This is a genomic window from Thermococcus sp., assembly GCF_026991495.1.
Taxonomy (GTDB): domain Archaea; phylum Methanobacteriota_B; class Thermococci; order Thermococcales; family Thermococcaceae; genus Thermococcus.
Genome location: NZ_JALXBJ010000082.1, coordinates 1 through 11,253, shown reverse-complemented (window position 1 = coordinate 11,253; position 11,253 = coordinate 1). Strand labels below are relative to the sequence as shown.

Annotated in this window: 13 protein-coding genes; 4 read left to right on the top strand and 9 right to left on the bottom strand. The window is 55.7% G+C overall.

The window, feature by feature from the left end; all coding sequences use genetic code 11:
- The first annotated feature begins 86 nt into the window (after positions 1–86).
- Entirely contained in the window at positions 87–866 is a 780-nt protein-coding gene (gene proC / locus MVB78_RS09470) for a pyrroline-5-carboxylate reductase (protein WP_297490677.1), read from the top strand.
- Here proC and MVB78_RS09465 read toward each other — a convergent pair.
- Positions 863–1,426: a nitroreductase family protein gene (locus MVB78_RS09465; protein WP_297490675.1), complete on the bottom strand. Its 564-nt coding sequence runs from the start codon at positions 1,424–1,426 to the stop codon at positions 863–865. The genes proC and MVB78_RS09465 overlap by 4 nt on opposite strands.
- A gap of 64 nt (positions 1,427–1,490) precedes the next feature.
- On the opposite strand from MVB78_RS09465, the gene MVB78_RS09460 reads away from it, so the two are divergent.
- Positions 1,491–2,351: a hypothetical protein gene (locus MVB78_RS09460; RefSeq protein WP_297490673.1), complete on the top strand. Its 861-nt coding sequence runs from the start codon at positions 1,491–1,493 to the stop codon at positions 2,349–2,351.
- Between the two features lie 54 nt (positions 2,352–2,405).
- Complete coding sequence (locus MVB78_RS09455; RefSeq protein WP_297490670.1) at positions 2,406–3,782, top strand: ATP-binding protein; 1,377 nt, start codon at positions 2,406–2,408, stop codon at positions 3,780–3,782.
- On the opposite strand, the gene MVB78_RS09450 is transcribed toward MVB78_RS09455, so the two are convergent.
- The 3 genes from MVB78_RS09450 to MVB78_RS09440 are packed head-to-tail and all read right to left on the bottom strand — an operon-like array spanning position 3,773 to position 5,328.
- Positions 3,773–4,522 carry an MBL fold metallo-hydrolase gene (locus MVB78_RS09450; protein ID WP_297490682.1) on the bottom strand — a complete coding sequence of 250 codons (750 nt, stop codon included), beginning with the start codon at positions 4,520–4,522 and terminating at the stop codon, positions 3,773–3,775. The two genes, MVB78_RS09455 and MVB78_RS09450, sit on opposite strands and share 10 nt — an antisense overlap.
- Before the next feature lie 52 nt (positions 4,523–4,574).
- Entirely contained in the window at positions 4,575–4,934 is a 360-nt protein-coding gene (locus MVB78_RS09445; RefSeq protein WP_297490668.1) for a nucleotidyltransferase domain-containing protein, read from the bottom strand.
- Positions 4,927–5,328: a HEPN domain-containing protein gene (locus MVB78_RS09440; protein WP_297490665.1), complete on the bottom strand. Its 402-nt coding sequence runs from the start codon at positions 5,326–5,328 to the stop codon at positions 4,927–4,929. The genes MVB78_RS09445 and MVB78_RS09440 overlap by 8 nt, the downstream gene beginning before the upstream one ends.
- Before the next feature lie 45 nt (positions 5,329–5,373).
- On the opposite strand from MVB78_RS09440, the gene MVB78_RS09435 reads away from it, so the two are divergent.
- Complete coding sequence (locus MVB78_RS09435) at positions 5,374–5,838, top strand: Mut7-C RNAse domain-containing protein (protein WP_297490663.1); 465 nt, start codon at positions 5,374–5,376, stop codon at positions 5,836–5,838.
- On the opposite strand, the gene MVB78_RS09430 is transcribed toward MVB78_RS09435, so the two are convergent.
- The 5 genes from MVB78_RS09430 to MVB78_RS09410 are packed head-to-tail and all read right to left on the bottom strand — an operon-like array spanning position 5,831 to position 11,187.
- Positions 5,831–6,820, bottom strand: a complete 990-nt coding sequence (locus MVB78_RS09430) for an ABC transporter ATP-binding protein (protein WP_297490660.1) — start codon at positions 6,818–6,820, stop codon at positions 5,831–5,833. The two genes, MVB78_RS09435 and MVB78_RS09430, sit on opposite strands and share 8 nt — an antisense overlap.
- Positions 6,817–7,773, bottom strand: a complete 957-nt coding sequence (locus MVB78_RS09425) for an ABC transporter ATP-binding protein (RefSeq protein ID WP_297490680.1) — start codon at positions 7,771–7,773, stop codon at positions 6,817–6,819. The genes MVB78_RS09430 and MVB78_RS09425 overlap by 4 nt, the downstream gene beginning before the upstream one ends.
- A 5-nt stretch (positions 7,774–7,778) precedes the next feature.
- Positions 7,779–8,627: an ABC transporter permease gene (locus MVB78_RS09420; RefSeq protein WP_297490658.1), complete on the bottom strand. Its 849-nt coding sequence runs from the start codon at positions 8,625–8,627 to the stop codon at positions 7,779–7,781.
- A gap of 9 nt (positions 8,628–8,636) precedes the next feature.
- Positions 8,637–9,647 carry an ABC transporter permease gene (locus MVB78_RS09415; protein ID WP_297490656.1) on the bottom strand — a complete coding sequence of 337 codons (1,011 nt, stop codon included), beginning with the start codon at positions 9,645–9,647 and terminating at the stop codon, positions 8,637–8,639.
- Positions 9,648–9,690: 43 nt separating this feature from the next.
- Positions 9,691–11,187, bottom strand: a complete 1,497-nt coding sequence (locus MVB78_RS09410; RefSeq protein ID WP_297490653.1) for an ABC transporter substrate-binding protein — start codon at positions 11,185–11,187, stop codon at positions 9,691–9,693.
- Positions 11,188–11,253: the final 66 nt, after the last annotated feature.

Genomic DNA, 11,253 nt, shown 5'->3' with positions numbered 1-11,253 from the left:
GTATTTACCCCGTTTTCCGTCAAATTGACAGGTGGTTAAAGGGCAGGTTTATTTTGGAAGTGAGCGTTGATGGATGAGGTGTTGGAATGAGGGTTGCCGTGATAGGTGCAGGAACGATAGGTGGCGCAGTTGCCAAAGCCCTCAGCGAAAGCGGGCACGAGGTAATCGCCACGAGAAGGAACTTAGAAAAGGCCAGGTGGCTTGAGGAATATGGAGTCAGGCTTACGAGGGACAACAGGGAGGCCGTTGAGTGGGGAGAGGCTGTTTTTTTAGCTGTGAAGCCCAACAAGGTGGGTGCAGTTCTCGGGGAGGTCTCCGGGCTTTTGGACGGGAAGTTTCTAATCTCGCTCGCAGCTGGTATAGGGCTTGACTACCTCAAAAGGCTGGCCCCAAAGGCCAAGCTCGTCAGGGCGATGCCGAACATAGCGGTTCTCGTCAAGGAGTCCTTCACGGCCTACTCGACGGACCTGGAGGGGGAAGACCTGAAAACCGTTGAAGGCCTCCTCTCGTCCTTCGGCGAATGCCTCCGCGTTGAGGAGGAGCACATGGACGCTATAACGGGGCTGAGCGGTTCCGGGCCGGCTTACGTTACCGTCTTCCTTGAGGCCATGGTCTACGGTGGTTTGAGGGTCGGTCTGCCGAGGGAAGTGGCTAAAAAAGCCTCTCTCCAGACCCTCCTCGGGACGGCAAAGCTCCTCATGGAGACCGAAAGGCATCCAGCCGAGGTGAGGGAGTGGGTGATAACGCCCGGAGGAACCACCATAGACGGCATCTTTGAGCTGGAGGAGGGCAAGATAAGGACGGCCGTGATGAAAGCCGTCGATGCAGCGACCAAGAAGTCGAGGATACTGTCGAGGAAGGCCTAAAACTCGTTGAAGCTCGCCACTTCCTCAAGCTTCCTCCTCTCGTACTTCGGCTTTGGGTCCGCTGGGTAGCCAACGGGCAGAATAGTCTGGAGCCTGTAGTCCCTGGGAACATGGAGGAGCTCTTCCACGGGTTTGGGGTTAGGCGGGGTGTAGGTCACCGTGCCGAGGCCGAGCTCTTCGAGTGCTAAGAGCAGGTAACCGACTGCTATCCACGTTGATTGGAGCCAGTAAGGTGCCTTTGTGTGCCCGAAGACGAGGATGAGGTAGGGCGCCTCGCTCAGGAAGGGCTTCTCCGGCTTAAAGCCCTTGGCGTTCAGCCATGCCATAAGGTCACCTTTGGTCTTCGCGTAGAACTTCTCCTCTTCCCTCTCACAGAGCTCCCTTATCTTTCCTTTGAGCCAGTCGTCATCGATTACCACAAACCTCCACGGCTGGGCGTTCATCCCGCTCGGGGCTTCCTTGGCAGCTTCAATCGCCTTCAGAATGTCTTCCTTGGGTGGTCTATCCGGGAGAAACTGCCTCACAGTCTTCCTCCTCTTCGCCAGTTCGAGAACGCGCATGCCACCACCATAGAAAATTGGGCTTTCCCCAAAAGGCTTTTACGGTTCTTGCGAACTCACTTCGATGAGGCGGAGGTATCTCCTGTCATCTGTACTCATCATCCTGCTCGTTGCGGGGATTGCGGAGTGGCACTGGAAGAGCAATTCCAAAACTCCGCCTGAGTACCCTCTGAATTCGGCAAAGCTTTGCTCCTTCCTGGAATCGCAGTACGTCCCGGAGGCTGGCCTCCTTAGAGCTGCGGTAAGGGCTTACCCAGACAACGAGACGATTTACGTTGCCAACGACAACCTCTTAGCCTCACGCGCGCTGATAGCTCTTGGCTCTCCCCTTGGAAAACGGATCCTCGAAAACCTTGAGTTAAACTATTCCGGTGGCTGGAACGGAAAGCTTGGCCCTCTCCTCGGAAGGCCCATCAAAGACTTCTACTGCACCGAAACAAAGAACCTGAGGAGGGTTTATTCCCGGAAGTTCAACGCGACGTTCGAGATAAAATACGAACTCGCCAACACATCGTGCAGGATGGGCGACTGGGAGTCCTACGCTGATCTCCTCGTTTACGGGGCTTTAAGCGAGCTCATAAAGGGAAACGAAAGCGGCGCCCTTGAACTCTATTCTAAGCTCCTCGGGATGTGGGACGGAAACGGCTTCAGGGACAGGGCCTTCGATGGAACGTATCAGACCTACAAGTGCGCCCTTTTCATATACCTCTACCGCGCATTGGGAGCGCCTGAAAAGGGTAAAGGTGTTTACTCTCGCTGTCTTACCGTGATCTATTCCCTGCAGGCCGGGAACGGCGGAATAATCACGGGCTATCGGGTTGAGAAAGGGGAAATCACCCCGGTTGGCGATACCAACACGGAAACGACCTCCATCGTTGCCTTAACCCTCTACTCGGGCTACCCTAAAAAGTTCGGGAGGAGTTAGGCAAATACACTGACGGCGGGCAAAGTTTATAAACTCAAAAACCTACTCACGAGTATGATACTTAGGAGTAGGTTTGTTGACAGAAATGCGGAGCTGGACTTCCTGAGGGAGCGCTATAACTCTGGAAAGGCCGAGCTGATAGTACTCTACGGGCGGAGGAGGATAGGAAAGACCTACCTCCTGCGGAGGTTCCTTGAGAAAGTCAGCGGCCTCTACCTCCTCGCTGAGGAGAACGAGACCAACCTGGAGGACTTCTCTTTAAGACTGGCCGACTACTTCAACGATCCATTCCTCAGGGAGAACCCGATTCGAAGCTGGGGGGCCTTCTTCACTTATTTAGCCGGAAAAAGCACTGAGAGGCTTGTGGTGGTGATCGATGAGGTTCAATACCTCGTCAGGGCCGACAAGGGCTTTCTGAGTACGCTCCAGAAGTACTGGGACTTGTACCTGTCCAACACGAAGGTAATGCTGATCCTCTGCGGTTCGCTCGTGTCGTTCATGGAGGGCATGCTCTCGGCGAAGTCGCCCATCTATGGAAGAAGAACGGGGGCGTGGAAGGTAAATGAGATAGGCTTCTTCCACCTGCTCGAATTCCACCCGGTTGATGTCGAGACGGCGGTTAAAGCCTACGCGGTCTTCGGCGGGGTCCCCCAGTACTGGGCGGATTACGACCCGGAGAAAGACTTCTGGGACAACCTGAGGATGCTGACCCTCTCAAAAGGGGCGAAGTACTACGACGAGCCTAAATATCTCCTCAAGGAGGAGTTGAGGGACGTCTCAAGGTACCTCTCGATTCTGCGGGCCATATCGAGTGGATACACGCGTTTCGGCCAGATAGCGGATGGGGCCAGGATAGAGACCAAGAGCCTCGGCAAGTACCTCAACGTTCTGGAGGAGATGGGCTACATCAGGGCGGAAAGGCCGGTCGTGGGGAAGGGAAGGGCCGTTTACAGGATAAGCGATGCCTTTTTCAACTTCTGGTTCCGCTTCGTCTTTCCCAGACGGGACGAAATAGAGATGGGCTTTGATATAGTTGAGGGAATAAAAGCCGAATTTAACGACTACCTTGGCTTTGTCTTTGAAGATATAGCCAGACAGTTTCTGGTCGAGCTAAACAAAGCTGGAAAACTTCCGTTTCGCTTCACAAAGATCGGCCGCTGGTGGCACAAGAACGAGGAGATTGACCTCGTGGCTTTGAACGAGGGGGAGAAGAAAGCCCTCTTCGTTGAAGTCAAGTGGAAAGACCTGAGCGAGAGGGAAGCGCGGGGAGTTTTGAGGGACTTGGAAAGGAAGGCTGAGCTCCTCGGCCTGAAAGGCTGGAGGAAAAGCTATGGTCTCGTGGCGAAGGAAGTGGATGGAAAAGAAGAGCTAAGGGAAGAAGGCTACCTTACGTGGGACTTGAATGATCTGAGGGGCCTCGCTCAGACGTAGAACACCATCCCGTCGTAGGCGACGAGAACCCTGTTTCCCCACCTCTTCCTGACGTACTCGACCAGCTCAAGGAAGGGCAGGTTCTTGTGGGAGATGTGGCTCAAAACCGTTCTCTCGGCAAGGGAAAGGCCGATCTCAGACGCTTCATCGGCGTTGTTGTGGTACGGGTCGTCAAAGCCTGGCGGATACGTGGCGTCAACTATCGCCAGCCTCATCGGGGCCCTTCTTTCCAAAAACTCCCTCGTCTCCTCTGGAAGGCCCTTCGTGTCGTAGAGCAGAGCCACGCTCTTTCCGTCCTCCTCTATCAGATACCCTAAGGTCTCGACCTGATGGTTGAGCCTTATTGGTGTGATTTTGAGGCTGTCAACCCTCAGGGTTTGGCCGGGCTTTATAACGTTGGGCCTAAGGTTCTTTGGATCGTTGAGGATTAGAGCGTCGGCGTGCCCCTCGGGCGCGTAAAGCTTCGTCTCCCTCGCCATCCAGCGGAGCTTGTAGAGGCCGTAGATGTGGTCGTGGTGCCAGTGCGTCAGAAAAATCGCCTCCAGCGGAAGGTTGAGGAAGTCCCTTATGTCCGTTCCCACGTCGAAGAGAACCGCCCTTTTGTTCTCGGTGATTATTGCCAGAGTTGAGGGCCTCCTCTGCGCGAAGCCGAACTTTCTCGCCTCGCTGCAGGTCGGGCAGGTGCAGAGGTGAGCCGGAATCCCCTCACTCCCGCCGGTGCCGATGAAGTAGACTAACATAGCCACCACCTGTTTTATGACCGTAAAATATTTTCGCTTAAAAAGCCTTCCCTCACTCGACCTTAACCGGGTTCACCCTGAGAACCTCAACGTACCTCCTAAAGATCTTCTCGTCAACGACGTGGAACTCGAAGGGATGATAGTAGGGAAGTCCTGCCAGCTCTTCGATTTTAACCTCAAGCTCGGCTTTTTCGCGGAGGTTTTTCGGGGCGTTTTTCACCTTGACGAGGACGTCAACGTCGCTCCCGGCCGTGAACTTCCCGGTTAGAACGCTCCCGAAGACGTAGAGCTCGCACTCCCCAAAAACTTCCTCGCAGGCGCGCTTTATCGCGGGGAGGTATCTCCTGTAGTTCTTTATCATGAGATAGCGCTTTCTGCCCGTCTGGAGAAGGGGTCCCTCAAGGTCACGCATCTTCCCTCACCAGTGACCTCGCGAATTCTAAAACCGTTTCGGCGGTCTTTTTCACGGCCTCCGCGTCATAGTCCTCGTAAACAACGGGCTCGTATCTGGTGTCGGTGTAGGCGTCCTCAAGGGCCTTTATGTCGTTTCTGTGCTCCCGTATGAAGTTCTCAACCCTCTCCTCCTCCCCAAAGAGCTTTCCAATGGCCAGCAAGAGCTTTCTGATGGAGTGCGTCCTGTACTTCTGTCCGCTGTACTCAAGTATTATTGCATTCAGCTCAAGCTGAACCGCCTGCTCGAAGTGGAATGATGCTACATCGTACTTTCCGAGCTTCATCAGGTAGTCACCGTTTTCCCAGAAGGTTCTCGCCCGCTTTCTCAGAAACTCGACCTCCTCGTAGTGCATTCAACCACCACAAACACTTTAACGCAACCCGATTAATACCTTTCGATGAGGTTCATAGCGGATATGATGCTCGGTCGCTTGGCGAGATGGCTGCGTCTCTACGGCTACGACACGCTCTACGGCATAGAGGACGACGATGAGATAGTCAGGACAGCCCTTAGGGAAGATAGAATAATCTTGACTCGGGACTCAGGTTTAGCGGAGAGGGCTGAAAAGTTTGGTGCTAAAGTTTTCCCCCTCTCCTCGAACTCCCTTGAGGGGCAGGTCGAGGAGCTAAAGAGCTTAGGCGTGGAGTTTAGGGAGCTCTTCCCTGCAAACGCCCGCTGTCCAAAGTGCAACGGTCCCCTGAGGCGCGCCTCAAAGGAAGAAGTTAAGGGAAAAGTCCCCCCGAATGTTTACGAGAGGTACGACGAGTTCTACGTCTGCGAGAGCTGCGGTCAAATCTACTGGCCCGGGAGGCAGTGGGAGGAGATGCTTAAAATGGACAGGAAGCTGAGGAGGGCTACCTGAGCGGGTGGTGACAGGCCACGAAGTGGTTCTTCTCGACCTCGACCAGCTCGGGCTCTCTCTCCCGGCAGAGCTCATCGGCGAGCGGGCACCTCGGGTGGAAGCGGCAGCCGGAGGGTATGTTGACGGCGTTTGGGACTTCTCCTGTTATCCTGAGCTTTTTCTCCCTCTTCCTCCGGGCTATCGAGGGTACCGCTTGAATCAGGGCCCTCGTGTATGGGTGGGCGGGGTTCTTTAAAACCTCCTCAGTCGGTCCGATTTCGACTATCTTTCCGAGGTACATCACCGCTATCCTGTCTGCTATCAGCTTTCCAACGGCTATGTCGTGGGTTATGAAGAGCTGGCTCATGTTGTACTCCTCCCTGAAGGATTCGAGGAGCTCGAGTATTGAGGCGCGCATCGAAACGTCGATCATCGAGACGGCCTCGTCCGCAACGACGAACTCCGGCTTCAGCACCATGGCCCTCGCTATGACGACGCGCTGCCTCTGGCCGCCGCTGAGGTGGTGGGGGTAGCGGTCGTAGAACTCTTCCTCGGGGGTCAGCCCGACGCGCCTGAGCATCTTTAGGGCTATCTCCTTCGCCTCATCCTTCTCCGCCAGCCCGTGGACGAGCAACGGGTGGGCTATCGCGTCGCCTATCTTCATCCTCGGGCTCAGGCTTGAGTACGGGTCCTGGAAGATTATCTGCATCCTTCTCCTGAAGGGCCTGAGCTCCTCCCTTGAGAGGGCCGTTATGTCGGTTCCGTCGAAGACTATCCTCCCTGCGGTCGGTTCTATGAGCCTCAGCACGGTTCTTCCAGCGGTGGTTTTGCCGCAACCGCTCTCACCTATGAGGCCCAGTACCTCTCCCCGCTTTATCTCGAAGCTTATCCCGTCAACGGCCCTGACGTAGCGCACCGGAACCTTTCTGAGGGCCTCTATTATACCCCTCTTGACAGGGAAGTACTTCTTGAGGTTTTCAACCTTCAGGAGAGGCTCGCTCATTTCCTCCACACCCCTGGAAAGTGGCACGCAACGAAGTGGCCCTTCTCAACCTCCCTGAACTCAGGCTCCTCGATGTTGCAGAGGCCGGCCTCAGCGTAGGGACACCTCAGGTGGAAGCGGCAGCCGCTCGGGGGACTCCTGAGATCCGGGGGATAGCCCGGAATCGCCCTGACCTTCCCCTCCTTCCACAGGTCTGGTACGGCCTCGATGAGGGCCTTTGTGTAGGGGTGGAGCGGGTTCTCGACTATCTGATCTACGGTCCCCACCTCCACGAGCTTCCCGGCGTACATCACCGCTATCCTGTCACTTCTCTCCACCGCGAGGGATATGTCGTGCGTGACGAAGTATATGCTCGTTCCCTCCTCCTTCATCCCGTTGAGGATGTCCATTATCGAGTCCTGAACTATCACATCAAGGGCAGTGGTGGGTTCATCCGCTATGAGGAGCTTCGGCCTGAAGGCCATGGCTATCGCTATGCTAACCCTCTGCCTCTGCCCCCCGCTCAGCTGGTGGGGGTAGTAGTTGAACCTGTCGCCGGGGAGGTTGACCCTTTCCAAGAGCTCCTTGGCTTTTCTCTTGGCCTCGGCCTCCTCAACTCCATGAACCGTCATAGCCTCGACCATCTGATCCCCAACCGTCCTCAGGGGATCGAGACTGGTCATGGGGTCCTGGAATATCATCGTCATCTCCTTTCCCCTGATCTTCCTCAGCTCCTCCCCCGGGAGTTTGAGCAGGTTCCTTCCGTTGAAGAGAACCTCCCCCGAGACTATCCTCCCCGGAGACGGGACGAGGTTCATCACCGCGTGAGCGACCGTTGACTTTCCGCTCCCGCTCTCGCCCACGAAGGTTATCCACTCCCCCTCTCTAACCGAGAAGGATATCCCCTCCGCTCCCCTCACAACACCGCTCAGGGTGTAGTAGTAAACGCTGAGGTTCTTGACTTCGAGCAGCATCTCCATCACCTCGTCCCTAAGGAGAGCCTCTCGTTTATGGCCTCCCCTATCATGGCAAAGCCCATTGCCAAGAGCATTATCATTATTCCCGGGAAGAAGGCCAGCCACCAGTAGCCGTCGAGGAGGAAGGGCTGTCCCACGCGGAGGTCGTAGCCCCAGTCGGGCGTGGGCGGCGTGACTGATAGGCCGAGGAAGCTCAGCCCCGCCTCCGTGAGTATGGCATCGGCGACGCTCAGGGTGAAGACTACGAGCACCGTTGGGAGCACGTTGGGGAGTATGTACTTCCTCATGGTTTCCCAGTCCTTGACGCCTATAGCCCTCGCCGCCTCCACGAAGAGCTGGTTCTTCAGACTGAGGGTCTGCCCCCTTACCATCCTGAAGTAGGTAGGCACGTAGACGAAGGCTATTGCAATTGCGGTGTTAACTGGGCTCGGCCCGAGGACGACCGCTATGACTATGGCGAGTATGAGAGAGGGAAATGAGTAGATGCTGTCCATTATCATGCTGAGTGCCCTGTCCACCTTCCCGCCGCGGTATCCGGAGAGCAGCCCGAGGGGGACTCCTACGAGGATCGAGAGCGTCGTCGCTATGGCCACGACGTACAGGATTATCCTGGATCCCCAGATTATCCTTGAGAAAACGTCCTGGCCGAGGTTGTTTGTGCCCATGAGGTGCTTTGAGCTGGGAGGAGCAAAGACGTCCGCCCCTATCTGGGTCGGGTTGTAGGGGGATATCCAGGGCGCGAAGATCGCCATGATGATGACGGTTAAGACCACCGAGATCCCAAAGAGAAGGAGGCCCCTGCCGGGCTTTCTCTCGCGGAGGGGATTGATTATGTAGTCTATGAGCCTCATTCTACCACCTCAGTACTCCACCCTGGGATCGAGGAGGGCGTAGATCACGTCAACCGTCAGGCTTATCAGGCCTACGAAGAGCGCGAAGACTATCACCGCCCCCTCTATTGAGTTGTAGTCGCGGTAGTTGATCCTGTCCATGATGAACGTCCCCATGCCGGGCCAGTTGAAGGTGGTCTCAGTCAGGACGGCCCCTCCGAGCAGTATCGCGAACTGGAGGCCCATCAGGGTGACGACGGGAATGAAGGCGTTCTTCAGCGCGTACCAGAGAACCTTCCTCTCGGGGACTCCCCTCGCCCGGTAGGCCCTTATGAAGTCCTGACTGAGGACGTCAACCATGTTGTTCCTCACCAGGCGGGTGTAGGCACCGCTGAGGACGGTTCCGAGGGTTATGCTCGGGAGCACCAGATGCTTCAGGACGCTGCCCAAGGCGGCCCAGTTCCTCTCTATTATAGCATCTATGACGTAAAGGCCGGTTATCGAGTGAAAGGAGGTTATGGTCGGGTTTATCCTCCCGGAGGTCGGCAGCCAGTGGAGCTTCACACCAAAGAGGTACTGGAGCATCATCCCGAACCAGGGTATGAAGAGGGTGTATGCGACTATGCTGTATACCCTCATCCCCGTGTCCACCGAAGTCCCCCTCTTCACAGCCCCCAAGACACCGGTCGCTATACCGAGCAGGACGCTCACAGTGAAGGCGAATATCGTGAGCTCAACGGTGGCCGGGAGGCGGAGGGCTATGTAGCTTGAGACAGGTTTCCCCATCGGCGACGCCAGCGTAACCCCGAGGTTGCCGTGGAGCATCTTCCAGAGGTAGTCGAAGTACTGAACGTAGAGCGGCTTGTCGAGGCCTGCTAAGTGCTCCAGGTGCTTCAGCTGTTCGGGCGGTATGTTCTTCGTCCCGACGACCGCTAAAATCGGGTTGCCGGGGAGGATCCTCAGAAAGAAGAACACGATGGTGTAGAGGATGAGTATCATTGGGATTATCATGAGGCCTCTTATTATTATGTATCTTCCCAAACCCCGCGCCAAACTGCATCCCTCCAAAAAAGGAGAAAGGGCATCAGCCCGTCTTGTAGACGGTGCTGTAGTGGAATATCATATCGGGCCCTATCACAACGCCCTTAACGCTCTTCTGCGTCACGACGAAGAGCTTGCCCTGGATGAGCGGTATGTACGGTACGTCCTGGGCGAGTATGTCCTGAACCTGCTCGTAGATCTGAGCCCTCTGGTTCTGGTCGGTTATGGTCTGGGCCTTCTCAAGGAGCTTGTTGACCTGGGTGTTGTTGTAGCCCGTTCCAGCCCAGCTGTTGGCGTTGCTGTCGAGGAACGGGGTCGTGTAGTCGTCCGGGTCGAGGTAGTCGGGGTACCAGCCGAGGAGATAGACCATCATCTGGCCCTTCCTCGCGTAGTCCGTGTATGTGTTCCACTCGGCGCTCTTAATGGTGACCTTGATCATTCCCGTCTTCTCCCACTCACTCTTGAGAACCTGGGCGAGCGACGCCTCGGTGTCGCCGTAGTGGGTTGGCGTGTACCAGAGCGTTATCTTCAGCGGGTTGCTCTCCGAGTAGCCGGCTTCCTTGAGGAGGCTCTTGGCGAGGTCGAGGTTTGCATCGCCGTATTTGGTCTTGAAAACGTCCTTGTGGCTCCACATACCGTTGGGTATCAGGCTGTAGAGAGGCTCCACAGTCCCCTGGAAGACTATGTTCGAGATTTCCTTCCTGTCGATGGCCGCTGCGAGCGCCTGCCTGACCTTGACATTCTTCGTTGGATCCACCTTCGTGTTGAGGCAGACGTAGCGGATGAACGCTCCCGGAACCTCGATGACGTTGAATTTTCCGCTGTTCTTGAGGCTCTTTATGTCAGTTGGCCTCAGGGTTCTCCAGGCTATGTCTATCTCGCCGTTCTGGAGGGCGAGCCTCATGGTCGAGGCGTCGTTGTAGAACTTGATGATTATCTTCTTGGTTTTGGGTTTTTCGCCGTAGTAGTAGGGGTTCGCCTCAAGGACGAGCTCCTGGTCGCGCACCCACTTGACTATCTTGTACGGGCCTATTCCACCGTAGGTGGCGTCGCTGTCGATCTTGTCGTTGTCGTACTTCGGGCTGACCGGGAAGTAGGGCGGGGTCGTCAGCAGGGCCAGGAAGTAGGCCGTCGGGTGCTTCAGGTAGAAGACTACGGTGTAGTCGTCCTTCGCGACAACCTTCTTAACGAAGCTGGTAACGAGCCACGAGGGGTCTCCCTTTATGGTCATTACCCTGTTTATGCTCCTCACGACGTCCTTAGCTGTGAACGGCGTTCCATCGTCGAATTTGAGTCCCTTTCTAAGGTGGAACGTCCAGACGGTTGAGTTGTTGCTGGCCTCCCAGCTCTCCGCGAGGCCGGGCTCTATCTCAAGGGTTCCAGGTTTGTATTTGACGAGGCCCTCCATTATGTTGTTGAGAACCTCCCAGGTGTAGAAGTCGTAGGCGTTGGCTGGGTCTATGTCTGTGACCTTGTCTGTTACTTTTTTCTTTTGAAAGCCTCGTCCTTTAGGGCGGGGATGTAGTAAACCACCAGACAACCATTAAACAGTCGAAACCCTTTTAAGTTTTTGCAACTTAATAAGGCCTCGAAGAGGCCACTCAAG